The sequence below is a fragment of the Actinomadura sp. 3N508 genome (assembly GCF_044326375.1).
GTDB lineage: Bacteria > Actinomycetota > Actinomycetes > Streptosporangiales > Streptosporangiaceae > Spirillospora.
On the sequence record NZ_JBIRAX010000001.1, the window covers coordinates 314,173 to 338,375 of the forward strand.

The following is a 24,203-nucleotide window of genomic DNA, read 5'->3' on the forward strand; positions in this document are numbered from 1 at the left end:
CCTCTCAGGTGCGTCGCTGCGGGGCGTTGGAGCGGGGCGCGAGGATGAGCTTGCAGGCCAGGCGGATGTCGCTCTCGATGTCGGCCATGGACGCGCGGCCGTTCAGGCTCGACTGCAGCACCCCGTACCAGCACTGCATCAGCAGCCGGACGAGCGTCACGTCGTGCACGGTCGGGTCTTCGATGCCGACGGTGCGCAGCAGGATCTCGCGGAAGGTGTTGTCGATGTGGACGGTGTCGGCGACCGTCGCGACATGCGCGGTGTTGGACGCGTGCAGCATCGACGTCGACAGCACCGGCTGCGCCATCAGGTAGCGGCTGGCCTGCACCAGCAGGTCGGCGACGGCGTCCTCGGGGCTGGTGCCGGGGGCGGGCGGGTGGACCTGCTCGCGGAGCCGGTCGACCTGCGCCGCCATGACCGCCGTGAACAGGTGGACCTTCGACGGGAAGTACCGGTACAGGGTCCCGATCGCGACCCCGGCCTCCTTCGCCACCTCGTGCATCTGGACGCGTTCGAGCGATTTCTCCGCCCCGATGCGCGCCGCCGCGCGGAGGATGCGCCGCCGGCGGTCGTGCTGCTCGGGTGAGCTCGGCTCGGCGGACAGCCTCGCCGACGCGATCCTCGCCACGGTCCTCCCCCACGGTGCATTCCGGTGCTGACAAGGAACAATATCCGGGGCCCCGGCGGCCCCGGCGACCGTCGATACCGGTCAGTGAGACCGGCCGTCCCGCGCCGCCAGATCGGGGCGAATTCGGCGGCTGGGCTGATCGTGTCCCCGGTCAGACGAGGTTGTCCTCCACCTTGAGGCCGAAGACGCCGCGGCCGTACATGGAGAGGGCGTGCTCGACGTCGTTGGCGACGTGGACGCTGCCGGCGTGGGCGTCGCGCCAGGCGCGCTCGATGACGTTGCCGCGGTGCAGGGAGTTGCCGCCGGCCGTCTTGAACAGGATGTCGATCGCCTGGATGGCGCGTTCGGTGCCGCGGACCTGGTCGCGGCGGGCGCGCAGGCGCAGTTCCATCGGGATCTTCTCGCCGCGGGCCGCGTACTCGTGGATCTCGCGGACGTTCCGGTCGGTCTGGAGAATGGCGGCGTCTATCTCGGACGCGGCGCGGGCCACCGCCACCTGGGCGAACTCGTCCTCGACGAAGCGGCCGCCGCCGAGGCTCAGCCGGATCCTGTCCTGCATCCTCGCGACGTAGTGGTCGTGGCAGCCCGCGGCCATGCCGATCACGCTGGCGGCGACCGTGCTGGTGAAGACGGTGCCGAACGGCATCCGGTACAGGGGGCCGGTGTTGACCTTGCGGCCGGGGTTGCGCAGCTGCGCCTGCTCGAAGTTGCGCATGGCGCGGTGGGACGGCACGAACGCCCGCTCGACGACGATGTCGTCGCTGGCGGTGCCGCGCAGGCCCATCGAGTCCCAGACCTCGCGGATCTCGTAGTCCGTCCGCGGGACCAGCACGGTCATGAAGTCGACGGGACGGCCTTCGGCACCGACGACGAGGGCGCCGAGGAGGGCCCAGTCGGCGAACTCGCAGCCGGACGAGAACGACCAGCGGCCCGTCACCTCGAATCCGCCGTCGACGGGGGTGAGGCGCCCGATCGGGGCGTAGGACGAGGCGATGAGCGTGTCCGGGCCGGAAGCCCAGACTTCCTGCTGCGCTTCGTCCGCGAACAGGCCCAGGTGCCAGGAGTGGACGCCGAGGATCGCGGCGACCCAGCCGGTGGAGCCGCAGGCGGCGGAGATCGCGCGGATGACCTCGTAGAAGGCGACGGGATCGTCCTCGGCGCCGCCGTAGCGGGTGGGCTGGAGCATCCGGAACACGCCGGCGGCGGTCAGGTCGCGGACGGTCTCGGCGGGGATGCGCCCCCTCTCGTCCACCGACCGGGCCCGCTCGGCGATCCCTGGCAGGAGCCCCCGCACGGCCTCCAAGACCTCGCTGCTCATCCCTGCTCCCGTCTTTCTCTCCACGGCCTTTGAAGGACACCATGTCAGGGTGTCGCCCCGGCCTCGAACGTCCCGGCCAGCGGGACTCGCCGGACCCGGGCGGCGCCCCGCGACCTACCGTTCGATAACCCCACCGTTCAATCACCCCATTCTTTTCTGAAGGGATGATCCACGTGACCGCAGCCCAGCCGGACACCGTCCGCGCCATCGAGGCGGAGGCCATCTCCTCCCGCTACGCCCGGGGATGGCATTGCTTGGGGCTCGCCGAGACGTTCCGGGACGGCAAACCCCACACGGTCAACGCCTTCGGCCAGAAACTCGTCGTCTTCACCGGAGAGGACGGCGAGACCAACGTACTTGACGGTTACTGCCGGCACATGGGCGGCGACCTGTCGCAGGGGACGGTCAAGGGGAACGAGATCGCCTGCCCGTTCCACGACTGGCGGTGGGGCGGCGACGGCCGGTGCAAGAAGATCCCGTACGCGCGGCGCGTGCCGCTGCGGGCGCGGACGGCGGCGTGGCCCACGATGGTCCAGGACGGGCTGCTGTTCGTGTGGAACGACCCGGAGGGGAGCAGGCCGCCGGAGGACGTGACGATCCCCGTCATCGAGGGCGCGAGCCGCGACGACTGGACCGGCTGGCGCTGGACGGAGACGGTCGTCCACACCAACTGCCGCGAGGTCATCGACAACGTCGTCGACATGGCCCATTTCTTCTACATTCACAATTCGTTCCCGACGTACTTCAAGAACATCTTCGAGGGGCATGTCGCGACGCAGATCATGAAGGGGAAGAGCCGTCCGGACGCGCGGCCGGCGGGCGGCGGCCAGGGGCCGCAGATGCTGGGGAACAGTTCCGTCGCGTCCTACTACGGACCCTCGTTCATGATCGACGAGCTGACGTACCACTACGAGGGCTTCGATCTGCGGTCCGTGCTGATCAACTCCCATTACCCGATCGACGAGAACTCGTTCTCGCTGCATTCGGGGATCATCGTCCAGCACGGCGACAAGCTCCCGCCGGAGGCGGCGGAGGCGACCGCGGCGAAGCTGTCGACGTTCATCCTGGCCGGGTTCGAGCAGGACATCGAGATCTGGCGGAACAAGACCCGCATCGACAACCCGCTGCTGTGCGAGGAGGACGGCCCCGTCTACCAGCTCCGCCGCTGGTACGAGCAGTTCTACGTGGACGTCGCCGACATCAGGCCCGAGATGACGGACCGGTTCGAGTTCGAGATCGACACGACCCGTCCCGTCGAGTCGTGGCAGCGGGAGGTCGAGGAGAACCTCGCGCGGCGCGAGGCCGAAGGGGCCTCGGCGTGACGGCACGGCAGGACGAGCGGCGGGGCGGCCGGCAGGACGAGCGGCTGCTGGACGGGCCGCTGCTGCCCGTCCGGTGCCGGCGCTGCGCGGCGGAGGTGCTGGTGCGCAAGGCGAGCTGGGAGCAGACGAGCATCCAGTGGAACGCGGGCGCGCGGGCCTCGTGCACGGGCCTGTCGGACGACCCGTTCGGCACCTGCCCGGCGCTGCGGTCGGCGATCCAGGAGGCGGCGCTGAACGGCGCCATCACGGTGGCCGGATGATCGGCCGCTACGGCCCGTGGGCCGTCATCGCGGGCGGCTCGGAGGGCGTCGGCGCGGCGTTCGCGCACCGGCTCGCCGCCGCGGGGCTGAACCTGGTGCTGATCGCGCGGAAGCCGGGACCGCTGGCGGAGACGGCGGCGGCCGTCCGGGCGAAGGGCGTGGAGGTCCGGACGATCGAGCTCGATCTGGTCGCGCCCGACCCGCTGACGCCGATCCGGGAGGTCACCGACGACCTGGACGTCGGGCTGCTCGTCTTCAACGCGGGCGCCAACAGCTACGGCCACGAGTTCGTCACCGGCGACCTCGACCGGTTCCAGGGTGTCATCGATCTCAACATCACCGCGCAGCTCGCCCTGACGCATCATTTCGGCGGGCTGATGAAGGCGCGCGGGCGCGGCGGGATCCTGCTGGTCGGTTCGCTGGCCGGGTACATGGGGCAGGCGCAGATCAGCGTCTACTCCGCGGTGAAGGCGTTCGGGCGGATCTTCGCCGAGGGGCTGTGGCTGGAGCTGCGCGAGCACGGCGTGGACGTGCTGGAACTCGTCCTCGGCGTGACGCGCACGCCCGCGATGGAGCGCGCCGGCCTCAACATGGACATCCCGGGCCTCGCCATCGCCGAGCCAGACGACGTCGCCCGCGAGGGCCTGGAGCACCTCGCGGACGGCCCGGTCTGGATCGCGGGCGGCAACTACGAGACGGCGCGCGAGCGCAACGGCTTCCCGCGCGACCGGCTCGTCGCCGGGGCGCACGAGGTGATGCGGCGCATGCTTCCGAAGCCCTCCTGACATCGCGGCCGGTTGGCCTCTAGCCCGGTTGACCTCAAGCCCGGTTGACCTCAAGTTTGGTTGAGGTCATAGCGTCCGTCCCGATCGATCGTTGGGCGATGAGGGAGGACGATCATGAGGGTCGCGGGGTTCACCGAGCCGGGCGGGCCGGAGGTACTGACGATCCTGGACGTGCCCGTGCCGGACGTCGGGCCGGGACAGGTGCGGGTCCGGGTGCGGGCGGCCGGGGTGCAGCCGTTCGACCTGGCCGTCCGGGAGGGGTGGTCGCCGCCCTGGATGCCGGAGGGCTTTCCGCGCGTGCCGGGCAACGAGTTCGCGGGGGTCGTCGTCCAGGTCGGCGACGCCGTCACAGGGGTCAGGCCCGGCGATGAGGTGGTCGGGTATTGCCGCCTTGACGCTTATGCCGAGTACGTCGTCGTCCCGGCGGAGGTGCTGGCGGCCAAGCCCGCGAGCATGCCGTGGGACGTGGCGGGCGGCTTTCCGGCGGCGGTGATGACGCCGCACATCGCGCTCGAGGAGCTGGCGGTCGGGCCGGGCGACACGCTGCTCGTGCACGCGGCGGCGGGCGGGGTCGGGACGGTCGCCGTCCAGCTCGGCCGCATCGCGGGGGCCACCGTGATCGGCACGGCGAGCGAGGGCAACCACGAGTATCTGCGGTCGATCGGCGCGATTCCGGTCGCCTACGGAGACGGGCTGGAGGAGCGGGTCAGGGCCGCCGCACCGGACGGGGTCGACGCCGTGCTCGACGGGGCCGGTGGTGACGCGCTGGCCGTCTCGCTCGCACTCGTCAAGGACAGGGACCGCATCATCACGCTGGTCGAGCACGAGCGGGCGGCGGAGCTCGGCGTCCGGCTCACGCCCCACAAGCGGTCGGCGTCCCGGCTCGCCGAGGCGGCACGCCACTACGAGGAGGGACGGTTGAAGATCCATGTGCGCGGCGTGTTCCCGCTGGAGCGGGCGGCGGACGCGCACCGCGAGGTCGCGACCGGGCACGGGCGCGGCAAGGTCGTGCTGACCATCGCCTGACCGTCCTCTGATAGCCGCGTGATCGCCGCGGAGTTCCGCCGCGCGAAGTCCTGGGCGCCCTAAACTGATGATCAGCGGATGTCCGAGGACTGGTGGTATGACCGACATCAATGAGTTCGAGCGGATGCTGAGCGAGACGAGAAGCCTCCTCGATCAGGTTCACGGCGGCGGGGCGCGGCCGCCGGGCACCGAGGAGGTGGAGGGGCAGGGCACCGCCGCCGACGGCAAGGTCCGGGTCGTCGCCGGGGCGGGCGGGGAGCTGACCTCGGTGGAGCTGGACCCGCGGGCCATGCGGATGCCGTCCGAGGAGCTGGCGGAGGAGATCAGGACCGCCGTCAACGACGCGCTGCGCGAGCTGCGCGCCAAGTCGCGGACGGCCGACACCGCGATCGACCCGGAGGTGCTCGCCGGGCGGCTGCGGGACGCGCAGGACCAGGGCCTGCGGCAGATGGCCGCGTTCACGCAGAGCCTGGACGACCTGATGAAGCAGATCGGCGCCCGCGGCGGCGGCACACCGCCGTCCGCGTGACCGGGCCTGGAGCGCCGCCCGGCGCGGCCGGTCACGCCTCTACGAAGGTCAGCTCGATTCTCGGGTTCACCGGGTCGGGCGCGAACTCCTCGGGGGCCCCGAGGCTGTAGCCCAGCTCGATGCTCATGCGCGGGTAGGCCCGCAGGAACTGCTGCATCGCGGCGCGGCAGGACGCGCACGGGTAGTGCTCGCTGTAGATGCGCAGCCTGCCCTTGGCCCTGCGGTTGGCGATCCGCCCGGCCGCCGCTTCGAGGACGAGGTATTCGGCATGGTCCGCGTCCCGCCCGGGCACGGTGAACCGGGCGGCGGCCGGACGCTCCGCCTCACCGGCGACGAGGTCGAACGAGTCCCGTACACCGCCGGCCTTCAGGTCGGCGGTGACGACATTGGCCTCCATCGTCAGCCGTCGTCCTCGATCCGGGTCATGCTGAACCGGCCCGACGCCTCCAGGTCACGCCAGGTCGCGACCTCGCGGCGCCGCATCTCCTCCAGCGAGACGAGGAACTCGCGGAACGTCGCGAACGACTGCGACGGCTCCTCCCCCTCGACGTAGGTCCACACAGGCGGGTCGGGCGGGGCGGTCGAGGCGTGCGGGATGTAGTACAGGACGTACCCCTGGTGCATCGCGATGACCAGGGCGTCGTCGAGCATGGCCTGGTCGAGGCCGTTCTCGTCGAGCAGGTCCGCCGCGTCCTGGCGCAGCTCCAGCAGATCCCGGTAGGCCCAGTCGGTGCCCTGCATCAGCGGGTAGGGCCGCTTCCCCATCACGGCGAGGAAGTCCCGGTACAGCGCGGGCAGCCCGATGACGCGCTGCGCCCGGACGACGGCCGCGATCTCCTCGTCCGAGCAGCCGAGGAAGTCGTCCGCGGCCGCCAGGCCCTGTGCCACCAGCCGGTCCCGGAACTCCGCGACCGAGAACCCACCCTGACTCATCTGATCTCCACCACCCGTCCATCGCTGTCGACAATGGAAAGCAGAAATTCGCGAAAAGTGCCGTGCAGCTGCCTGCGGTCACTTCCGTCGGTCGCGGTCCAAACCGGTGGATCGTCCGGCGCGGTGCTGACGTCCGGAATGTAGAAGATGAAGTATCCGGAGCCGAGGCCGATCACGAGGGCGTCATCGAGAAAGGCGGTGTCGGTTCCGTCGGCGCGGAGGTCGCCGACCACTTCCGCCTTGCTCTGCAGCAGATCCGGGTAGGCCCAATCGACGGTCGGCATGAGCGGGCGGGGGTTCTTCCCGATGGTTCCGAGGAAGTCCCTGTACAGCCGCGGTATCCGGCTGACCCGCTGGACGTACATCAGGTTGTCGATCTCGCCGGGGGAACATCCGGCCAGCTCTCCCGGGTGCACCTGCCGCCGCGCCAGCACATGCTCGCGGTACTCCACCATGGTGAAGCGCGCCGGATCGAGGGCGGACGGCGCCGGTTTCCGCTCACGTTTGCGGCCCATGCCCCCGCAGACTACCTCGCTCCCCGGGTGTAGTGGTGCGTGGTGATGCGGTCGTTGACGAAGTCACCGGGGAATTTGTTCTGCGTCCCGATCGTCGGCGCACCGCCGTCCACGTCCTTATAGGTGTAGACGATGTCCACCTGCATATTGGGATAGCGCCGCAGGAAATCCTGAGTGGACATCGAGCATCCTTCACAGGGATGGCGTTCGGAGTAGATGGTGATGCGGCCGCTCGTCCGCGTGTCGGGGAATTTCCGGGAGAAGTCCTCGTAGATCTTCTTCTCCGAGTCGAACGTCCGGTCGTGGTTGTCGGTCCGGTAGTTCGGCAGCCGGTCGTTCCCGGAGCGGTCGGTGTCGGTGAAGCCCCTGTCGGTCTGGTTGCCCCGGCCGCTGACGGTGTCGATCTGCCCGCGCTGCCTGCCCCGTCCCGGCACCCGCACGTCGTAGTCGGAGGTGGCGACGTTCTTCCTCTTGCCGACGCCGGACTTCAGGTTGCGGGCGCGGTTGACCAGGTCGTCGAACTTGCGGTTGTTCGGCCTTCCGGTGCGCGGAGTCGGCCCGGTGCCCGGGGCGCGGCGGCGGCCCGGCGCGGGCTTCATCAGGTCCTGGAGGCCCATCTTCTTGTAGAGGCCCTTGGCGACGCCGCGGCCGCGGTTCCGGTTCTGCCGTGCCCGGCCTCGTTTTCCCCGTCCCATGCCCCGCCCTATGCGCCCATGATCTGGTCGATCGCCATGCCGATGAGCTGGTCGATGATCATGCCTGTGATCATCTTGAAGATCGGGATCTCCAGCAGCGAGGCACCGAAGGTGACCGCCGCGGTCGCGATCGCCTGCGCGATCTGGATGGCGAGGATCACCAGCTGGACGATGACGCTGATCTTCAGCGCCAGCACGATCACGCCGGCCACGATCAGCCCGATCCCGACGACGGTGGTCCCGGTGACGGCCTCGCGCAGCAGCGAGTCGGGGGCCTCCGGATCGCTCCAGGCGCGCTGGAACGCCTCGAAGCCCTGGCCCATGCCGGCGGCGTGCACCGCCTGGGCGGCGCCGCCGGACTCGCCGACCCGGGAGGACAGCGTCCCGCCGAAGGCCACCCAGCGCTGGCCCATCTCGAACAGCTTGGTCTCGTCGGCCTCCGGCCAGGTGTAGCCGAGCATGCCGAGCAGGGAGATCAGTTCTCCCGGGAGCTGGAGGCCCATCAGCCGAGGATCTCCCTGACCCGGTTGACCTCGATCTCGGAGAGGTCTTCGGCCGACTTGTAGTTGTCGGCCATCTCCTCTAGATCTTCGGCGAAGGAGTCCAGCTCGTCGAGGTTGCTGTCGTAGCAGTCCATCGCCAGGTCGTAGGCGCCCTGGTAGAGGGCCCCGATCAGCATCCCGATGTCGTCGCCGCCCCAGGGCTGGCCATAGCCGGCGAGCTCCCCCTTGAACGCCGCCAGGTCGCCGTCCATCTGGTCGATGGCGCGGCCGAGCCGGTCGGCGGCCTTACGCAGATCGGCGTCACTGACGCGCAACTCCTCACCCATGCAACCTCCCGATCTTGAAATCTTAAATGCCGCGCAACGGCCAACTCGGGGCGAATGCCCACGAGTTGGACGTATCGGCGCGGCGCCGCAGGCTGGAGGCAGGGGTGTGAGGATGGCCACGTCCGGCCAGGCCGGGGGCGTCACCCGGTGCGGAGGCCGGCGATGGTGGCGAGGCCGGGCGGCCCCCTTCAGCGGGCGGCGGCGCGTCCTGCGGCACGGCCTGCGCGGCGGCCGAAGAACGTGCCGTCGCCCAGGGACGTGCCGCTGACGTAGCCCTCGCCGTGCATGCCGGACGCGGCGCGACCCGCCGCGTACAGGCCGGGCACCGGGACGTCCGAGTTGTTCAGGACCTCGCCGTCCACGGTGGTGTGCAGGCCGCCGAGCGTGAACCCGGCCGCGCCCGTCGCGGAGCCCGTCCCGCCGCCACCCGAGCCGCCCGAGCCGGTGCCGAAGAAGCCGGCGCGCGGATCGATGGCGGCGAACGGCGATTTCAGGGGGCGCAGCCATTTCGGGTCTTTGTGGAAGTACGGGTCCTCGCCGGCGGCGGCGTGCCGGTTGTAGGTCTCGACCGTCGTTTCCAGGGAGCCGGCGGGCATGCCCAACGACTCCTCCAGTTCGGCGAGGGTCTCGGTTACGTATTTGGGGCGGATGCCCCAGCGGTCCGGCTCGGGGACGTCCTCGAAACCCTCCTCGTCGATGATCGTCCAGTAGGGGCCCGGCTGGTGCTTCACGGCGTGGACGCTCCAGTGGCCCGGGTACACGTCCTCGTTGAGGAATCGGCGGCCGAGACCGTCCACGAGCATGCCGCGGCACACCATCGCGGGCAGGGCGGTGAGCGCGATCTCCACCACCGCCATGCGGCGGGTCGCGGCGCCGATCGCGGTGGCCATCCGGATGCCGGAGCCGTCGTCGAGGCCGTCGCTGACCTTGCCGTGCCCGAGCAGCAGCGGCGCGTGGTCGGCGAGCATCGCGTCGTTGTCGGCGAACCCGCCGGTCGTGAGGATCACGGCCGCGCGGGCCCGGTAGGTGACCGTGGTGCCGTACCTGCGGGCGACGGCGCCGGTGACGCGTCCGTCGTCGGCCAGGACGAGGTTCGTCGCGAGCGTGTCGGTGTGGGCGGCGGCGCCCGCCCCGGTCGCGGCGGCCGACAGTTTCGCCATGAGGACGCCGCCGCCGAACCCGGCCGCCGCCGGGCGGTGCCCGCGCGGGACCGGCCTGGCGATCGTGTTGTACGGCCAGGAGTTCTCCCCCAGCCACATCAGCCCGTCCTCGGACATCGGCATCCACGTCGGCGCGTCGTAGAAGGTCGGGTTGAACGGCACGCCGCGCGCCCGGAACCACTCGAAGTGCTCGACGCTCTCGTCGCAGTACAGGCGGAGCTTGGCGGTGTCGGCGTTCGGGCCGAGCGCCGCCTCCAGGTAGGCGTACATGGCGCCGGGGTCGTCGTCGAAGCCGCACGCCTTCTGGATCTCGGTGCCGCCGCCCAGGTACAGCTCGCCGCCCGACTGCGCCGACGTGCCGCCCGCGCCGCTCGCCCGCTCCAGGACGATGACGTCCGCGCCCGCCCGCGCCGCCTCGAACGCCGCGGCGGCGCCCGCGCATCCGAAACCGACGACGAGCACGTCGCATTCGTGGTCGAAGGCGCCGATGTCGCGGGCCGCGAACGGCTCGACCGAAGAGGTCACGCCTTCACTTCCCCTGCGGGACGAACGCGGCCAGCGGTTCCGAGCCCGACCAGTCGTGGCCCCAGTAGCTGTCCTTGGTGATCTCTTCGGCGGTGTAGTACGTCTCGTCCACGAGCGTGCCCTCGCAGCCGTACTCGATGTCCCAGCCGCCCGGCGCCCGGACGTAGAACGAGACCATCTTGTCGTTGGTGTGGCGGCCCAGCGTCGAGGAGATCGAGAAGCCTCTCGCGGTGACGGCGTCGAGCGCGATGCCGACCGCGTCCAGCGTGTCGACCTCCACCATCAGGTGGACGAGCCCCGGGTCGCCGTCGTGCGGGGCGGGGCAGATCGCGATGCTGTGGTGCCGCTGGTTGACGCCCATGAACCGGATCCGGACGTGGCCGCCGCCGACCTTCATCGCGCCGCGCGGCAGGAACCCGAGCACCTCGTTGTAGAACGTCACGGTCTCGGCGAAGTTCGGGGTGGGCAGCACGACGTGGCCCATTCCCATGGCGCCGGTGACGAACTTCTGCGCGAAGCCGGTGCGGAGGGGGCTGTGGTCGAGGACGGGTCCGAAGAACACTTCGACGGGGGTGCCGCCGGGGTCGGTGAACGCGATGACCTCTTCGGCGTCGCGTTCCGCGGCCTCCTTCGGGGTCAGCGCGGTCACCGCCGTCCCGGCCTTCTCGACGGCCTCCCGGACGGCGGCCAGCGCGTACTGGTCGCGGACCTCCCAGCCCACGGCCAGGACCTTGTCGCTCTCGCCCGGCAGCACGGCGAGGCGGGCGCGGCGCTCGTCCATGCGCAGGTAGAGGCCGTCCGGGTCGGGGCCGCTTCCCTCGGCGAAGCCGAGCCCGTCGAGGGCGAACTCGCGCCAGCGCTCGATGTGGCGGGTCTGGACCTTCAGGTATCCCAGCCCTCGGATCTGCGTCATGCTCTCTCGCTCCCTTCTGCGTCGGTCGGGTCAGATCATCGAGCGCATGGGGCCCTGGGGCGGCTCGATGTCCAGGTCGGTGAGGGCGGACACGTGGTAGACGGCGCCGGGCACGTGGATCGCGTGGGCGAGGCCGACGTGCGCGTCCCGCCAGAACCGCTGGATCGGGTTGTCGCTGCGCATCGCGTTCCCGCCCGACCGGACGACGATCTCGTTCATCGCCTGCACCGCCCGCCACGCCGCGCGGACCTGCGTGCGGCGGCCCGCGGCGCGCTCGGCGAACGTCGGCTCGTGGCCCGCGGCGACCTGGTCGTGGACGCGCGAGCAGTTGTCGAGCAGCGCGGTCCGGGACGCCTTGATCTCTTCGGCGGCCTCGCTGATCGCGTACAGCACGTACGGGTCGTCCTTGATCTTCGTGCCGGTGATCTGGACGCGGCCCCGCTGGTAGGCGAGGTGATGGTGCAGCGCGCCCTCCGCGATGCCGATGACGGCGGAGGTGATCCCGAGCGGGAACACGCACGAGAACGGCATCAGGTAGGACGGGTTCGTCAGCCCCGCGTCGCGGGCCGCGGAGCCGTCCACGACCTTGGTGTACTCGAGCGTCCGGTAGGCGGGGACGAAGGCGTCCCTGACGATGATGTCCTTGCTGCCGGTGCCTTTCAGACCGGCGACGTCCCACGAGTCCTCGACGATCTCGTAGTCGGAGCGCGGCAGGATCAGGTGGAGGGAGCGGGGCGGCTGCGCCATCTTGCCGTCCGCGTCGCCGAGCATCCCGCCGAGGAAGATCCAGTCGCAGTGGTCGGTGCCGGAGGAGAACTGCCAGCGGCCGTTGAACACGTAGCCGCCGTCCACCGGGCGGGCAATGCCCATCGGGGCGTAGGGGGAGGCGATCCAGACGTCCGGGTCGCCGGCCCAGATCTCGTCGCGGACCTTCGGGTCGGCGTAGGCCATCTCCCACGGGTGGACGCCGACGATGCCCGCTACCCAGCCGGTGGAGCCGTCGAGCGCGGAGATGCCCATCACGGTCTCGGCGAACTCGCGCGGGTGCGCCTCCAGGCCGCCGTGCGCCGCCGGCTGCAGCATCCGGATCACGCCGGTCTCGCGGAGCGCCCGCGCGGCCTTGTCGGCCAGCCTGCCGAGGGCCTCGTTGACGGGGCCGAGCTCGCGGATCTGCTCCGCCCGTTCCATGATCGCGTCGAGCACGCGGTTCGCCATCGCCTGTCTCCCGTCCATGTTCAGCCGTCGTAGGTGATCTTCAGCCGGTCGGTGACCGGCCGCGCCTGGCAGGCGAGGATGAGGCCGTCGGCGAGGTCCTGCTCGTCGAGGACCGCGTTGGCGTCCAGGGTGACCTCGCCCTCCAGCGCCACGCAGGCGCAGGCCGAGCAGTTCCCCTCCCGGCAGGAGAACGGGGCGTCCACCCCGGCGCGCAGCAGGGCGTCGAGGAGCCGTTCGGACCTCGGCCAGGGCACCGTCCGCGTCTCGCCGTCCATCTCGACCTCGATCTCGCCGGTCTCCGTGCCGGGCGCGGGCTCGCCGGGGGCCTCGGGTTCCTCGAACGGGTCGTTCTCCAGGGAGAAGAAGCGCTCGACGTGCACGCGCATGCCCAGGCCGGTGAACGTGCCGGTGACCAGGTCCATGAAGATCTCGGGGCCGCAGATGAACGCCTGCCGTCCCGTGTACGGGCCGACCAGAGATCGGATGACGGCGGGCGTCGGGAGGCCCTGCACCGACTCCAGGAGGTGGACGACCGTCAGCCGGTCCGGGTGCTCCTCCGTGAGGGCCCTCAGCTCGTCGGCGAAGATGACGGATCGTTCGCTCCGGTTGGCGTAGAGGAGGGCGATCTTGCCCGTCCCGCCGGCGAGGCACGACTTCAGGATCGACATGATCGGGGTGATGCCGCTGCCGCCCGCGACGAGGAGGAGGTCGTCGTCCAGGGAGGAGGGCGTGAAGGTGCCGGCCGGGCGCAGCACCTCCAGCACGTCGCCCGCCGTGACGTTGTCGCAGATCCAGTTGGACCCGAGACCGCCGTCCACCCGCTTCACCGTCACCTTCAGCCGGTCGTCGGTGAGCGGCGAGCTGCACAGCGAGTAGCAGCGCGCCGCCCAGCCGTCCTCGGCCGGGACCCGGACGGTGAGGAACTGCCCGGGACGGTAGGAGAACCGGTCCCGGTCGCCCTCGGCGGGTTCGAGGACGAGCGAGTGCGCGTCCGCCGTCTCGTGGACGACGTCGACCACCCGCGCCTTCAGTCCCGTCATCGCGGCTCCACCGCGGGCGCCGCGGCGGCGTGGCGGGCCGCGATGTAGCCGAACACGATGGAGGGGCCGATCGTCGCCCCCGGTCCCGCGTACTCGTTGCCCATCACCGACGCCGACGAGTTGCCCGTCACGTACAGGCCCTCGATGACCGTGCCGTCCTCGCGCAGGACGCGGGCGTGCTCGTCCGACACGAGGCCGCCCTTGGTGCCGAGGTCGCCGACCTCCAGCCGGAACGCGTAGTACGGCGCCGTGTCGAGGACGTCCAGGTTCGGGTTCTTCAGGTTCGGGTCGCCGTAGTAGCGGTCGTAGGCGGAGTCGCCGCGGCCGAAGTCGGGGTCCTTGCCGTCGCGGGCGTACCCGTTGAAGGTCCGGACGGTCTCGATCAGCGCCGCCGCCGGGACGCCGATCTTCCCCGCCAGCTCGGCGAGCGAGTCCGCCCTGACCGCGATGCCCGCGTCGTAGAACGCCTTCGGGATCGGGGCGCCGGGCAGGATCTGCGCGAACGGGTAGCGGGCGCGGGCCTTGGCGTCCATCACGAACCAGGCCGGGACGTGACCGCCCGCGAGCTGGTCGTGGACGAAGTTGACGTACGGGGCCGCCTCGTTGGTGAAGCGCGTGCCGTCCCGCGACACGATGACCTGCCGGGGGATGGCGCGCTCGGACACCAGCGGGATCGTCGCCCCGGCCGGGTGCCGGACGGCGGGCATCCACCAGGCGTCGTCCATCAGGTCCAGCGCGGCGCCGAGGCTCTCGCCCGCGCAGATCCCGTCGCCGGTGTTCTCGCGGGCGCCCATCGCGAAGTCCTCCTGGCCGCCCTTGGGGAGGTACGCGTCGCGCATTTCCTGGTTGTGGTCGAAGCCGCCCGTCGCGAGGAGGACGCCTTTACGGGCCCGGATGCGCATGGTCGTGCCGTCCCGTCCGGCGGCGACGATCCCGGTGACGCGGCCCTCCTCGTCGGTGACGAGTTCGGTCATGGCGGTCTTCAGCCAGAGCGGGATGCCGGCGTCCTTGAGGGCCATCCGCATCCGGGCGACGAGCGCCCGGCCGCCGGTCGCCATGTGGCGGCGGCGGATCACGTTGGACGACACGCGCCACGCCGCGACCAGCGACGCCCGCCGTCCCGCCCACGTGCGCTTCGCCATCGCGAGGTCGTGGTAGTCCTTGCTGGTGATCCAGAGGCCGAGCGGGCCCTTCATGCTGTTCGGCCGCTGGTGCTTCTCGTCCGCGCCGAGCTTGCGGGTGTCGAACGGCTCGGCCTCGATGGACCGGCCCAGCGGACGGCCGCCCTCCAGCTCCGGGTGGTAGTCGGCGTAGCCCTTCGTCCAGAAGAACCGCATCCACCTGCTTCTGCAGATCAGCTCCATCGCCGCCGGGCCGTTGTCGACGAACGCGTCGAGGCGGGCGGCCGGGACGCGGCCCCGGGTGAGGAGGTCCAGGTAGCGGCGGATCGACTCGCGGCTGTCGTCGTGGCCGCGCGCCTTCAGCACCGGGTTGTTCGGGATCCAGATCCCGCCGCCGGAGATGCCGGTCGACCCGCCGAACTTCGAGCCCTTCTCGACGACCAGCACGCTCATCCCCGCGTCGTGGGCGGTGAGCGCGGCCGTCATCCCGCCGCCCCCGCTGCCGACGACGACCAGGTCGTACTCGTGATCCCAGGTCGACATTGATCAGTCGTCCTTCATGGTCAAGAACGCCAGCACGGCGCTCTCCCAGGCGGACTTCTGCTCGATCATCACCCAGTGTCCGCAGTTCGGGAAGACGGTGACCTGGACGTCGGGGATCGTCCGCATGGGGATGAGGGCCATGTCGACGGGGCTGACGCGGTCGTCGCGGCCCCAGGTGATCAGCGTCTTGGCCTTGAGCTTGTGGAGCATCGCCCAGTAGGGCGGCTCGTCCGAGCTCGCCATCGCCTTCGCGCGCGCCGCCATCGCCTTCGACCCGTACATGCGGCGGGCGCTGGCGAGCGTGCCGGGGTCGGTGGCCTGCCGCCACCGCTCCTCGATCATCTCCTCGGTGACGAGGCACGGGTCGTACACCATCGAGTGCAGCCACCGGATCAGCCGCTCGCGGGTCGGGTCGTCGGTGAACTCCATCAGCAGCCTGATGCCCTCGCCGGGGCCGGGGCTGAAGACGTTCCGGCCGATGCCGCCGATCGTGACGAGGCGCCGTACCCGGTCGGGGTGCGCGAGCGCGACCTGCGTGCTGACGATCCCGCCCATCGAGTTGCCGATCACGTCGACCTGGGCGAGGTTCAGGCCGTCCAGGAACCGGACGGCGGCGCCCCCGGCGGCCATCATCGGGTGCTCGCCGGTCGGGTCGCTGACGCCGAAGCCGGGGAACTCCAGGACCAGGCACCGGAAGTGCTCGGCGAACCGGGCGAGGTTGCCGCGGAAGTTCCGCCACCCGGTGACGCCCGGTCCCGAGCCGTGCAGCATCAGCAGCGGCGGGCCCTCGCCGGCCTCGTGGTAGCGCAGGACGCCCTGATCGGTGGCGAGCTCGCGCAGTGTCGACTCGTAGGTCAACTCCGTGGGCATGATCTCTCAGTCCTCCGAGGGTGGCTTGCCCGGAACGTAATCGGCCCGGCGGGCGAGCCGTCCCGCCGATCCCGATCAGCGGGACGTGCCCCGCCCGCGAGGGCGCCGCGCCGCGCCCGCTTCCACTGATCGGGATCTCAGGGCGACCCTGAACGAATGCCGATCGAGCATCACTTGTTAGAAATGAAGAGGAAACCGCTATGAGCCCCCGAGGTGACCAGATGCCAGCCGAGCCAGCGCTCACCGAAGACGCCGGAACCGGACCCGGAGCCGCGGTAGGGGCCACGCCCGCCGTGGACCCGGCGGAGTTCCGGACGGCCATGGCGGAGTTCGCCACCGGCGTCACCGTGGTCACCGCCCTCGACGGCGGCGAGCCCGTCGGCTTCGCGTGCCAGTCGTTCGCGTCGGTGTCGCTGGAACCGCCGCTGATCCTGTTCTGCGCGGACCGCCGCGGCCGTTCGTGGCCGCGGATCAGGGCGGCCGGACGGTTCTGCGTGAACGTGCTGGCCGAGGAGCAGCGCGAGTTGTGCGAGCGGTTCGGGTCGCGCCGGGGCACGAAATTCGAGGACCTGGACTGGGACGTGTCGCCATGGGGCACGCCCCGGCTGCCGGACGTCCTGCTCGGCGTGCACGCCGCCGTCCACGACGTGCACCAGGCCGGCGACCACGAGATCGTGGTCGGGCGGGTGCTCGGCATCGAGCGGCACGACGTCCGGGACGGCGCCTGGCGGCGTCCGATGGTGTTCTTCCGCAGCAGGTTCGGCATCAACGAGCCCGACGCGCCCATCGCGCCCGACCCGTGGGGCATCGGCGACCGGTGGGGCTGGGGCTGACTCCGCCGGACCGGCGCCTCACATCCAGTCGCCGCGCCCGTCCACGGCGAGGAGCCGGTTCATCGTCTCCGGCGACCAGGTCGCCGGAGCCGCCGAGCCGCGGCGCCGGCCGCGGGTCGCTGACGTCCCGCCCGAGCCGGGGAACAGGATCTGCGACGCCTCGCGGGCCGCGGTGACGACCAGCGGCGCGACGTTCTCCAGCGGCGCGCGGATGTCGCCGACCAGGGAGATCCCGGCGACGGGCCCCTCGGCGCCGCGGATCGCGGCCGCGACGCACGCGATGCCCGGATAGGACTCGCCGCGCTCGAACGCCAGCCCGCGGCGCTGCCGGACCCGGTGCAGCTCCTGGTGGAGGGTGCCGAGCTCGCCGATGGTCCGGGCGGTGAACCGGGTGATCTCGGGCCCGAGCAGCGCGTCCACCTGCTCAGGCTCCAGCCACGCCAGCATCGCCTTGCCGAGCGCGGTGCAGTGCGCGGGGGCGCGCCCGCCGACCCGGGACGGCACGGACGTGGCGAGCCGCCCGCCGAGCTTGTCCAGGTAGTAGATCTCGGCGCCGTCCAGGACGGCGAGATGCGCGACGAGCCCGGTGGTGACCTGCAGCTCGTGTAGCAGCGGCGCCGCCGCCTCGCGGACCTTGCCGTGGCCGCCGTCCCGCCCGCCGAGGCCGAGCGCGCGGTTCCCGAGGCCGTAGCCGAACGCGTGGTGCGCGAGCCAGCGCTGCCGGACGAGCTGGTCCAGGATCCGGTGCGCGGTGGAGCGCGGCAGCCCGGTGCGGCGCGCGACGTCCTCCAGGGTCAGCCGGGCGGAGGGGCCGCTGAAGGCGTCCAGGATCAGCGTCATCCGCTCGATCATGGACGGCGGCGACTCCCGCCGCACCGGAGCCGCCGGATCCCGCGCCGTCATGACCTCGGTCATCGCACCTCCCGGAGCGTGACTGAAATGAATTCTTGTTATCTGGAATCTAGCAACCGCTTGGTCTTCTGGGAAGAGGGCCGGTAACACGTGCTCAGCAGGGGCTGCGGGGCCTCACCCGGCGCCTGGTGTGTTCGAAACCGCGTGATAGAACGTTTTTCTACGACGAGGGGAGCAACGATGCGCGTCGGCATCGTCACGCCGGTGGTGGCGCAGCCGCCGCCCGGTCCCGCCGCGTGGGAGCGGGACGCGGGCATCGAGGACATCGGCCGGATCGCCGAGACCGCCGACCGGCTCGGCTACCACCACCTCACCTGCAGCGAGCACGTCGCCGTCCCCGCCGGGGCCGCCGAGCGGCGCGGCGGCGTGTACTGGGACCCGCTCGCGACGTTCGGCCACCTCGCCGCCCGGACGTCCCGCATCCGGCTCGCCACCCACGTCCTGGTGCTCGGATACCACCATCCGCTCGCCATCGCCAAGCGGTACGGGACGCTCGACCGGGTCAGCGGCGGGCGGCTCACGCTCGGCCTCGGCGTCGGCAGCCTGGAGGAGGAGTTCGACCTGCTCGGCGCCCCGTTCGCGGGCCGCGGCGAGCGGGCCGACGACGCCCTCGCGGCGCTCCGCGCGGCCCTGTCGCGGCGGATGCCCGAATACCACGGCACCCACTACGACTTCTCCGGGCTGGTGGTGGAGCCGCATGCCGTCCAGGAGCGGGTCCCGCTGTGGATCGGCGGCCGGACGGGACGGTCGCTGCGCCGCGCGCTGACCGCCGACGGCTGGGCCCCGTTCGGCCTGCCGCTCGGGACGCTCGCCGAGATGCTCGCGTCCTGCGATCTTCCGGCCGGGTTCGACGTGGTGCTCGGGCCGCCGCGCCCGTTGGACCCGGGCGGCGAGCCGGACGCCGCGGGTACCGCGCTGTCGCGGCTGCGCGAGGCGGGGGCGACGATCGCGGGCGTCCGGCTCGCGTCCTCGTCGCCCGCGCACTACCGCGAGCAGCTCGCCGCGCTGCGCGAACTCGCCGGGCCGTACGGGCTGACCTTCGAGGAGGAGCGGTGACCGACCTCGAAGGCCGGCTCGCCGCTCTGGAGGAGCGGCTTCGGCTGCTGGAGGACGAGCGCGAGATCACCCGGCTGATCCTGTCGTACGGGCCGCTGGTCGACAGCGGCTGCGCCGGTGACGTCGCCGCCCTCTGGGACGAGGACGGCGTCTACGACGTCGACGAGATCCTGATGACCGGACGGGACGAGATCGACGCGATGGTCCGGTCGGCCGGGCACCAGGGCTGGATCGGCGGCGGCTGCGCGCATGTCGCCGGGCCGCCGCACGTCACCGTCTCCGCGTCCGGCGACGAGGCGACGGCGATCGGCTACACGCTCATGATCGTCAACCGGGCGGACGGGTTCGTGCTGCGCCGCGCCACCGCGAACCGGTGGCGGCTGCGGCGCACCCCGTCCGGCTGGCGCGTCACGGACCGGACGAGCCGCGTCCTGGACGGCCGCGACGAGTCCCCCGGCCTGCTGGCCGCCCATTTCCCGGGGGCCGTGCGGCACCGTCCGCCGCCGGCCGAGAGCTAGGGCGTGATGGCCATGTTCGCGAGGACCCGGCCGGCCAGCTCCGCGTCCCCGTCGATCCGGACCTTGACGGTGTCGGCGGTGCAGCGTCCGGCGGTGAGGCGGACGTAGCTCTCCAGGTCCATGGAGAGCTCGGTGGTCGGCTCGTCCGGTTCGGCCCACTGGCCGCGGCGGTCGCCGTCCACCTGGACGGCCGCGCGGAAGTCGGGCGGGCCGGAGATCGTGAACGCGACGGACTGGCCCGGCTCCGCCTTCCCCGGGCGGGCGACGATGCGGCGCAGGGCGGCGCTCATCAGCTCCCAGAAGGAGTGCGCGGCCGGGGCGTCGAGGTTGCCGGGACGGCCGACGGCGCGGCGGATGTCCTGCTCGTGCGTCCAGCAGTCCAGGGCGCGGAACTTCACGAGGCGGCTGTAGGGGCCTTCGCGCCCGTCCGGGCACATGACGATGCGGTCGGGGTCGAGGCCGGGGAGCTGGGCGAGGCGGCGCTCCAGCGCGTCCGCGAGCTCCGCGGCGACGACGGGGCCGGGCACCGGGCGGCGCACGTGGATCGCGGCCTCCAGCCACCGGCCGAAGTCGTTGCGGACATGATCGAACTCGGGGACTTCGACGTCGGGCTCCGGCTCGCCCAGCAGCGAGAGCTCGACGCCGACGATGTGGGCGAACTGGTCCTTGACCGTCCAGCCGGGGCATTCGGTCGGCAGGTGCCAGTCGGCGTCGCCCAGCGTCGCGGCGAGCGCGAGCGTCGACCGGACGGTCTGTTCGTAGGCGGCGGTGTTGGTGCGCATCGGCTCGTCCATGTCAGCCCTCCATCGGCTCCCGAGCCTACGACGCGTCCTTGCGCGCTGGAACGCGTCAGTGGTCCGGAACACACCGGAACACACCGGGACGCGCCGGTGCGCGTCAGGGGTGTTCGGTGCGGAGGTGCTGGTGGAGGGCCGCGAGTTCGAGGTGGGGCTGGTGGCAGCGCACGCAGGCCCACACGCCGCTGGGCACGCTGTAGCCGTGCGCGGCGGCGTCGTCCCGCGCGCACAGCAGGTGGTACGTCTGGACGAGGCGCCGCCACGTCCGCCGGACGGCCGATGACATTCCCGCTCCCCTCCGAGCCGGGTCGTGCTGGATCGGCACAGGATAGGGCAACGGGAATGTCAAGGCGAAACGCCGGAGATCACCAGATCGGCCGGTGCCCGGCCGGATGATCGACCGGGCTCACTGGCCGATCTTCACTCCAGGCTCGCCGTGCCGGTACTCCATCGGCCGGGCCCCGCGGCGCGCGGGCGCCTTGCTCTTGGTGCGCGTCTTGAAGGTGGGCAGGATCGTCCGGCCGAAGGTGTTCTCGAACATCATCGCGGCCGCCGCGTACAGGGCGAGGACCGCGGACGCGACGAACAGCCAGCCGCCGACGTCCAGCGACCAGTTGGACGGGGCCCAGAAGCCGGCCGCGGTGAAGCCCGCGCCCGCGGCGAGGACCGCCAGCATCAGCGCCATGGCGAGGTTCGCCCCCAGCGCGGCGATCGCGCACAGGCCGGTGATCACCGCCAGCATGATGAACCAGAACGCGAAGCCCTCGCTGAGGCCGCCGAGGACCGGAGCCTGCTCCACCGGGTACGCGCCCATGCCGACCAGCATGAACAGCAGGCCGAACGCGAGCCAGAACGCGCCCCACATGCCGTGCACCGCGGTGGCGAGGCCGTCGCGCGCCCGGTAGGCCCACATGCCCGCCAGCAGCTGGGCGAGGCCGCCGAACGTCAGCACGAACGGCCACAGGACCAGCGGCGTCCCGGCGTCGCCGTACCAGCCGGCCTGCCAGGCCCCGACCATCGCGGTCGCGCCCGCGAACCCGAACAGCCCGAGGATGGACGGTGCCGCGATGGGCTGGAGGGAAATGCGGGTCCGCTCCTCCCAGAGCGCGTGCTCGCCGGGCATGTCGGCGCCCCTGCCCGGGGCCGCCGCCGCGGCGCCATGGGCCGGCGCCGCCGCTTCGGTGCGCTCGCTGGCCATAGGCGCTTCCGCACGCTCTTCTTCCGCACGATGTCTACGCCTTGCCATGAGATCCCCCTCTGAATTAGGAGAGCTACCAAAAACCCCCTAACCACACTTTTGAGTGTCAAACTGCCCCAGAACAGATAATCAATGACATCTCGGGCAGGGCCGGTGATGTTTGCCGCGCGGGGAGCCGGAGGTGGCGCATTGCTTAACGACGCGAGGACCGGCGGGACGGGCGCGACGGGCGCGACGGGCGCGACGGGCGCGGCGGGCGCGGCGGGCGCGGCGGCACGGGGGTCAGGCGCGGGGGCCGCAGTGGATCTGCAGGCCGGGGGTCGAGCTCCACCCGATCGTCGCGAACAGCTTGTCGATGTGCGGCGAGACCGCGTGCAGGACGAGCATCCGCCCGTCCTCCTGGAGGTCGAGGGCGGCGAGGTTGAAGGCGCGGAGCCCCGCGACGTCGACGAAGTCGACCTCCGTCAGGTCGACGTGGACGTCGCAGCCGGGCACGCGGCCGCCCGCGGCGTCGAGCGCGCGGGTCACCTCCCCGGCGTTCGACACGTCGATCTCGCCGCTCATCACGAGCCGCGCCGCGACCGGCGAGGCGCTGATGTGCAGCAACGCCGTGTCGAGCTCGACGATGTCGCCGCCGGATCCGTCGCCGGAGCCGGGCCCGGAGCCGGTGGCGGGCGATGCCCGCTCGCCCGACTCGACGCCGTCCTCACCGTCGGTGATCCGCCAGACCGTCATCCGCTCCTCGCCTCGGACCGGGGGTGCCGCCGCCGTCGCGGTCCCGTATATCCCAGGCTCTCATCTGTCGGCGGCTTCTGACCCCAACCGGGCGGGAAAACAATGATCGGGCGCGATTTCCTTTGCCGGACGCGCCGCGTTCCGCCGCGTTCCGCCGCGGAACGCCCGTCACGGCACCATCCAGCCGAGGACGCCGGTCGATTGCAGCCCGGACAGAAGGCACATTCCAGCGAGGAACAGCAGGCTCCACAGGACGACGCGGCGGAAGATGTCGCCCTCGCGCCCGTCCAGCCCGACGGCCGCCGCCGCGATGGCGAGGTTCTGCGGCGACACCATCTTGCCGAGGACGCCGCCGGAGCTGTTCGTCGCCGCCATCAGCACCGGCGACAGGTCGGCCTTCCCGGCCGCGGTGACCTGAAGCGCGCCGAACAGCGAGTTCGACGAGGTGTCCGAGCCGGTGACGGCGGTACCGAGCCAGCCGAGGATCGGCGACAGCAGCGCGAACGCGCCGCCCGCCCCGGCCATCCAGGTGCCGAGGGTGACCGTCTGGCCGGACGCGTTCATCACGAACGCCAGCCCGAGCACCGCCATCACCGTGATGATCGCCCACCGGAGCTGGACGAGGGTCGTCCGGTACGCGCCCGCGGCCCGGCCGAGGCCGACGCGGAGGGCGGCCATGGTGAGCAGCCCGGCGGCCAGCATCTGCGTCCCCGGCGTGGTCAGGGAGTTGAGGGTGAACGTGGGCAGCGCCAGCGGCTCGCCGGCCGGGTCGGTGAGGTCAAGGCCGGGCCAGGAGAACGTCGCCGTGGTCCTGTCGAGGGCGTCCTTGACCGGGCCGAACTGGCAGACGACGAAGACCGCGATGATGATCGCGTACGGGGCGTAGGCGCGGACGATCTCGGCACGCGAGTCCTGGACCGGGGCGACCCGCCGATCACCCTCGACGCGGGCGGCGAACTCGGGGGTGGGCTCGTCGGCGGCGCCGCCCGCGACCGGGGCGGGCACCGCGGGCGCGGCCGGGCGCAGCCGGACGGCGAGGACGACCGCCGCCGCCGACACCAGCGACGCGACGACGTCCGCGAGCGGCACCGAGACGAAGTTCGCGGTCGCGTACTGCGCGGCCCCGAACGACGCGCCGCACAGCAGCGCGACCGGCCAGGTCTCGCGGAAGCCGCGCCGCCCGTCCACGATGGCGACGAGGACGAGCGGGACGAACACCGCGAGGATCGGGGTCTGCCGCCCGACCATGGCGCCGAGCGTGTCGCTGGACTCGCCGGTGACCTTGCCGAGCGTGAGGATCGGCGTCGCCATCGCGCCGAACGCGACCGGCGCGGTGTTGGCGGTGAGCGCGAGGACGGCGGCCTTCAGCGGCGGGAAGCCGAGCGCGATCAGCATGACGGAGGTGACCGCGACCGGCGTCCCGAACCCGGCGAGCGCCTCCAGCAGCGCGCCGAACGAGAACGCGATCAGCACGGCCTGCAGCCGCTGGTCGTCGCTGACCTGCGCGAACGTGCGGCGCAGCACGTCGAAGTGGCCGGTGGTGACGGTGATGTTGTAGACCCACAGGGCGTTGATGACGATCCACAGGATGGGGAAGAAGCCGAACGCGGCGCCTTCCGTCCCGGCGAGGAGCGCCTGCCCGGCGGGCATCCCGTAGGCCCAGATCGCGACGGCCAGGGAGACGGCCAGCGCGATCAGGGAGGCCAGCCAGGCCCGCATCCGGACGCCCCCGAGCAGGACGAACAGCACCGCCAGCGGCAGCGCGGCGACGAGCGAGCTCCAGCCGAGCGAGTCGGCGACGGGATCGAGGACCTGCTGGTACACGGCGATCACCTCGCGGGTTGGGAGCGCCCCCGAGCAAGGTCATCGATACCCACGATCCGTGCGCGCATCACTCCTGATAGTGAACTTTTCAACAGTCATGCCC

28 protein-coding genes are annotated in these 24,203 nt (G+C 71.6%); 8 read left to right on the plus strand and 20 right to left on the minus strand.

Translation table 11 applies throughout. The features are described from left to right. Positions 1-4: 4 nt before the first annotated feature. Together ACH34S_RS01325 and hsaA are read right to left on the minus strand one after the other, a co-directional pair. Positions 5-628, minus strand: coding sequence for a TetR family transcriptional regulator (locus ACH34S_RS01325; RefSeq protein WP_395950480.1), 624 nt, complete (start codon positions 626-628; stop codon positions 5-7). A gap of 151 nt (positions 629-779) precedes the next feature. After that, positions 780-1,946, minus strand: coding sequence for a 3-hydroxy-9,10-secoandrosta-1,3,5(10)-triene-9,17-dione monooxygenase oxygenase subunit (gene hsaA, locus ACH34S_RS01330; protein ID WP_395950481.1), 1,167 nt, complete (start codon positions 1,944-1,946; stop codon positions 780-782). Positions 1,947-2,110: 164 nt separating this feature from the next. Between hsaA and ACH34S_RS01335 the strand changes: the two genes are divergently transcribed. The 5 genes from ACH34S_RS01335 to ACH34S_RS01355 all read left to right on the plus strand — a co-directional run bounded on the left by ACH34S_RS01335 (position 2,111) and on the right by ACH34S_RS01355 (position 5,868). Then, complete coding sequence (locus ACH34S_RS01335) at positions 2,111-3,268, plus strand: Rieske 2Fe-2S domain-containing protein (RefSeq protein WP_395950482.1); 1,158 nt, start codon at positions 2,111-2,113, stop codon at positions 3,266-3,268. Further along, positions 3,265-3,528 carry a ferredoxin gene (locus tag ACH34S_RS01340; protein ID WP_395950483.1) on the plus strand — a complete coding sequence of 88 codons (264 nt, stop codon included), beginning with the start codon at positions 3,265-3,267 and terminating at the stop codon, positions 3,526-3,528. The genes ACH34S_RS01335 and ACH34S_RS01340 overlap by 4 nt, the downstream gene beginning before the upstream one ends. Continuing rightward, complete coding sequence (locus ACH34S_RS01345; RefSeq protein WP_395950484.1) at positions 3,525-4,313, plus strand: SDR family NAD(P)-dependent oxidoreductase; 789 nt, start codon at positions 3,525-3,527, stop codon at positions 4,311-4,313. Before ACH34S_RS01340 ends, ACH34S_RS01345 begins: the two co-directional genes overlap by 4 nt. A gap of 114 nt (positions 4,314-4,427) precedes the next feature. Next, positions 4,428-5,339, plus strand: a complete 912-nt coding sequence (locus ACH34S_RS01350) for an NADP-dependent oxidoreductase (protein WP_395950485.1) — start codon at positions 4,428-4,430, stop codon at positions 5,337-5,339. A 97-nt stretch (positions 5,340-5,436) separates the two neighbouring features. After that, positions 5,437-5,868, plus strand: coding sequence for a YbaB/EbfC family nucleoid-associated protein (locus ACH34S_RS01355; protein ID WP_395950486.1), 432 nt, complete (start codon positions 5,437-5,439; stop codon positions 5,866-5,868). A gap of 31 nt (positions 5,869-5,899) precedes the next feature. Here ACH34S_RS01355 and ACH34S_RS01360 read toward each other — a convergent pair whose 3' ends face one another. From ACH34S_RS01360 to ACH34S_RS01415, 12 genes are all read right to left on the minus strand, one after another. Next, positions 5,900-6,265, minus strand: a complete 366-nt coding sequence (locus ACH34S_RS01360) for a deaminase domain-containing protein (RefSeq protein ID WP_395950487.1) — start codon at positions 6,263-6,265, stop codon at positions 5,900-5,902. Positions 6,266-6,267: 2 nt separating this feature from the next. Then, complete coding sequence (locus ACH34S_RS01365; protein ID WP_395950488.1) at positions 6,268-6,801, minus strand: SMI1/KNR4 family protein; 534 nt, start codon at positions 6,799-6,801, stop codon at positions 6,268-6,270. After that, the gene (locus ACH34S_RS01370; protein ID WP_395950489.1) at positions 6,798-7,316 is read right to left on the minus strand and encodes a hypothetical protein; all 519 of its coding nucleotides are present in this window, start codon (positions 7,314-7,316) and stop codon (positions 6,798-6,800) included. The genes ACH34S_RS01365 and ACH34S_RS01370 overlap by 4 nt, the downstream gene beginning before the upstream one ends. Before the next feature lie 11 nt (positions 7,317-7,327). Next, positions 7,328-8,011 (minus strand): deaminase domain-containing protein, encoded by a 684-nt coding sequence (locus ACH34S_RS01375; protein ID WP_395950490.1) that lies wholly within the window; start codon positions 8,009-8,011, stop codon positions 7,328-7,330. Positions 8,012-8,019: 8 nt separating this feature from the next. Then, positions 8,020-8,514, minus strand: a complete 495-nt coding sequence (locus ACH34S_RS01380) for a hypothetical protein (RefSeq protein ID WP_395950491.1) — start codon at positions 8,512-8,514, stop codon at positions 8,020-8,022. Beyond that, positions 8,514-8,840, minus strand: a complete 327-nt coding sequence (locus ACH34S_RS01385) for a hypothetical protein (protein ID WP_395950492.1) — start codon at positions 8,838-8,840, stop codon at positions 8,514-8,516. The genes ACH34S_RS01380 and ACH34S_RS01385 overlap by 1 nt, the downstream gene beginning before the upstream one ends. A 188-nt stretch (positions 8,841-9,028) precedes the next feature. Further along, positions 9,029-10,525 carry an FAD-dependent oxidoreductase gene (locus ACH34S_RS01390; protein WP_395950493.1) on the minus strand — a complete coding sequence of 499 codons (1,497 nt, stop codon included), beginning with the start codon at positions 10,523-10,525 and terminating at the stop codon, positions 9,029-9,031. 4 nt (positions 10,526-10,529) lie between these two features. After that, positions 10,530-11,438, minus strand: a complete 909-nt coding sequence (locus tag ACH34S_RS01395; protein WP_395950494.1) for a VOC family protein — start codon at positions 11,436-11,438, stop codon at positions 10,530-10,532. 30 nt (positions 11,439-11,468) lie between these two features. Beyond that, complete coding sequence (locus ACH34S_RS01400) at positions 11,469-12,671, minus strand: acyl-CoA dehydrogenase family protein (protein WP_395950495.1); 1,203 nt, start codon at positions 12,669-12,671, stop codon at positions 11,469-11,471. A gap of 2 nt (positions 12,672-12,673) precedes the next feature. After that, positions 12,674-13,693 (minus strand): 2Fe-2S iron-sulfur cluster-binding protein, encoded by a 1,020-nt coding sequence (locus tag ACH34S_RS01405; protein WP_395950496.1) that lies wholly within the window; start codon positions 13,691-13,693, stop codon positions 12,674-12,676. Further along, complete coding sequence (locus tag ACH34S_RS01410; RefSeq protein WP_395950497.1) at positions 13,690-15,357, minus strand: FAD-binding protein; 1,668 nt, start codon at positions 15,355-15,357, stop codon at positions 13,690-13,692. The genes ACH34S_RS01405 and ACH34S_RS01410 overlap by 4 nt, the downstream gene beginning before the upstream one ends. 3 nt (positions 15,358-15,360) lie before the next feature. Continuing rightward, positions 15,361-16,227 (minus strand): alpha/beta fold hydrolase, encoded by an 867-nt coding sequence (locus ACH34S_RS01415; RefSeq protein WP_395950498.1) that lies wholly within the window; start codon positions 16,225-16,227, stop codon positions 15,361-15,363. A 221-nt stretch (positions 16,228-16,448) separates the two neighbouring features. Here ACH34S_RS01415 and ACH34S_RS01420 point away from each other — a divergent pair, with 221 nt between their 5' ends. Then, positions 16,449-17,060: a flavin reductase family protein gene (locus ACH34S_RS01420; RefSeq protein WP_395950499.1), complete on the plus strand. Its 612-nt coding sequence runs from the start codon at positions 16,449-16,451 to the stop codon at positions 17,058-17,060. Positions 17,061-17,078: 18 nt separating this feature from the next. Here ACH34S_RS01420 and ACH34S_RS01425 read toward each other — a convergent pair whose 3' ends face one another. Further along, entirely contained in the window at positions 17,079-17,975 is an 897-nt protein-coding gene (locus ACH34S_RS01425) for an IclR family transcriptional regulator (protein WP_395950500.1), read from the minus strand. 177 nt (positions 17,976-18,152) lie between these two features. On the opposite strand from ACH34S_RS01425, the gene ACH34S_RS01430 reads away from it, so the two are divergent. After that, positions 18,153-19,028 carry a TIGR03619 family F420-dependent LLM class oxidoreductase gene (locus ACH34S_RS01430; RefSeq protein WP_395950501.1) on the plus strand — a complete coding sequence of 292 codons (876 nt, stop codon included), beginning with the start codon at positions 18,153-18,155 and terminating at the stop codon, positions 19,026-19,028. Further along, positions 19,025-19,546 (plus strand): nuclear transport factor 2 family protein, encoded by a 522-nt coding sequence (locus ACH34S_RS01435; protein WP_395950502.1) that lies wholly within the window; start codon positions 19,025-19,027, stop codon positions 19,544-19,546. Before ACH34S_RS01430 ends, ACH34S_RS01435 begins: the two co-directional genes overlap by 4 nt. On the opposite strand, the gene ACH34S_RS01440 is transcribed toward ACH34S_RS01435, so the two are convergent. From ACH34S_RS01440 to ACH34S_RS01460, 5 genes are all read right to left on the minus strand, one after another. Further along, complete coding sequence (locus ACH34S_RS01440) at positions 19,543-20,340, minus strand: maleylpyruvate isomerase family mycothiol-dependent enzyme (RefSeq protein ID WP_395950503.1); 798 nt, start codon at positions 20,338-20,340, stop codon at positions 19,543-19,545. The genes ACH34S_RS01435 and ACH34S_RS01440 overlap by 4 nt on opposite strands. A gap of 103 nt (positions 20,341-20,443) precedes the next feature. Beyond that, a complete protein-coding gene (locus ACH34S_RS01445) occupies positions 20,444-20,629 on the minus strand; it encodes a hypothetical protein (RefSeq protein WP_395950504.1) in 186 nt (61 codons plus the stop codon). Between the two features lie 120 nt (positions 20,630-20,749). After that, entirely contained in the window at positions 20,750-21,541 is a 792-nt protein-coding gene (locus tag ACH34S_RS01450) for an acetate uptake transporter family protein (protein ID WP_395950505.1), read from the minus strand. Between the two features lie 282 nt (positions 21,542-21,823). Continuing rightward, positions 21,824-22,276, minus strand: a complete 453-nt coding sequence (locus ACH34S_RS01455) for an STAS domain-containing protein (protein ID WP_395950506.1) — start codon at positions 22,274-22,276, stop codon at positions 21,824-21,826. Positions 22,277-22,444: 168 nt separating this feature from the next. Beyond that, positions 22,445-24,100, minus strand: coding sequence for an L-lactate permease (locus tag ACH34S_RS01460; RefSeq protein ID WP_395950507.1), 1,656 nt, complete (start codon positions 24,098-24,100; stop codon positions 22,445-22,447). Positions 24,101-24,203: the final 103 nt, after the last annotated feature.

What these genes read in the sequence shown, in the direction of transcription:
- ACH34S_RS01370 (WP_395950489.1), bottom strand. Translation starts at nt 7,316, where the DNA reads ATGGGCCGCAAACGTGAGCGGAAACCGGCGCCGTCCGCCCTCGATCCG.
- ACH34S_RS01440 (WP_395950503.1), bottom strand. Translation starts at nt 20,340, where the DNA reads ATGGACGAGCCGATGCGCACCAACACCGCCGCCTACGAACAGACCGTC.
- ACH34S_RS01355 (WP_395950486.1), top strand. Translation starts at nt 5,437, where the DNA reads ATGACCGACATCAATGAGTTCGAGCGGATGCTGAGCGAGACGAGAAGC.
- ACH34S_RS01360 (WP_395950487.1), bottom strand. Translation starts at nt 6,265, where the DNA reads ATGGAGGCCAATGTCGTCACCGCCGACCTGAAGGCCGGCGGTGTACGG.
- ACH34S_RS01410 (WP_395950497.1), bottom strand. Translation starts at nt 15,357, where the DNA reads ATGTCGACCTGGGATCACGAGTACGACCTGGTCGTCGTCGGCAGCGGG.
- ACH34S_RS01455 (WP_395950506.1), bottom strand. Translation starts at nt 22,276, where the DNA reads ATGACGGTCTGGCGGATCACCGACGGTGAGGACGGCGTCGAGTCGGGC.
- ACH34S_RS01345 (WP_395950484.1), top strand. Translation starts at nt 3,525, where the DNA reads ATGATCGGCCGCTACGGCCCGTGGGCCGTCATCGCGGGCGGCTCGGAG.
- ACH34S_RS01415 (WP_395950498.1), bottom strand. Translation starts at nt 16,227, where the DNA reads ATGCCCACGGAGTTGACCTACGAGTCGACACTGCGCGAGCTCGCCACC.
- ACH34S_RS01405 (WP_395950496.1), bottom strand. Translation starts at nt 13,693, where the DNA reads ATGACGGGACTGAAGGCGCGGGTGGTCGACGTCGTCCACGAGACGGCG.
- ACH34S_RS01385 (WP_395950492.1), bottom strand. Translation starts at nt 8,840, where the DNA reads ATGGGTGAGGAGTTGCGCGTCAGTGACGCCGATCTGCGTAAGGCCGCC.
- ACH34S_RS01380 (WP_395950491.1), bottom strand. Translation starts at nt 8,514, where the DNA reads ATGGGCCTCCAGCTCCCGGGAGAACTGATCTCCCTGCTCGGCATGCTC.
- ACH34S_RS01430 (WP_395950501.1), top strand. Translation starts at nt 18,153, where the DNA reads ATGCGCGTCGGCATCGTCACGCCGGTGGTGGCGCAGCCGCCGCCCGGT.
- ACH34S_RS01395 (WP_395950494.1), bottom strand. Translation starts at nt 11,438, where the DNA reads ATGACGCAGATCCGAGGGCTGGGATACCTGAAGGTCCAGACCCGCCAC.
- ACH34S_RS01445 (WP_395950504.1), bottom strand. Translation starts at nt 20,629, where the DNA reads ATGTCATCGGCCGTCCGGCGGACGTGGCGGCGCCTCGTCCAGACGTAC.
- ACH34S_RS01335 (WP_395950482.1), top strand. Translation starts at nt 2,111, where the DNA reads ATGATCCACGTGACCGCAGCCCAGCCGGACACCGTCCGCGCCATCGAG.
- hsaA (WP_395950481.1), bottom strand. Translation starts at nt 1,946, where the DNA reads ATGAGCAGCGAGGTCTTGGAGGCCGTGCGGGGGCTCCTGCCAGGGATC.
- ACH34S_RS01375 (WP_395950490.1), bottom strand. Translation starts at nt 8,011, where the DNA reads ATGGGACGGGGAAAACGAGGCCGGGCACGGCAGAACCGGAACCGCGGC.
- ACH34S_RS01365 (WP_395950488.1), bottom strand. Translation starts at nt 6,801, where the DNA reads ATGAGTCAGGGTGGGTTCTCGGTCGCGGAGTTCCGGGACCGGCTGGTG.
- ACH34S_RS01400 (WP_395950495.1), bottom strand. Translation starts at nt 12,671, where the DNA reads ATGGACGGGAGACAGGCGATGGCGAACCGCGTGCTCGACGCGATCATG.
- ACH34S_RS01450 (WP_395950505.1), bottom strand. Translation starts at nt 21,541, where the DNA reads ATGGCCAGCGAGCGCACCGAAGCGGCGGCGCCGGCCCATGGCGCCGCG.
- ACH34S_RS01425 (WP_395950500.1), bottom strand. Translation starts at nt 17,975, where the DNA reads ATGACCGAGGTCATGACGGCGCGGGATCCGGCGGCTCCGGTGCGGCGG.
- ACH34S_RS01420 (WP_395950499.1), top strand. Translation starts at nt 16,449, where the DNA reads ATGCCAGCCGAGCCAGCGCTCACCGAAGACGCCGGAACCGGACCCGGA.
- ACH34S_RS01350 (WP_395950485.1), top strand. Translation starts at nt 4,428, where the DNA reads ATGAGGGTCGCGGGGTTCACCGAGCCGGGCGGGCCGGAGGTACTGACG.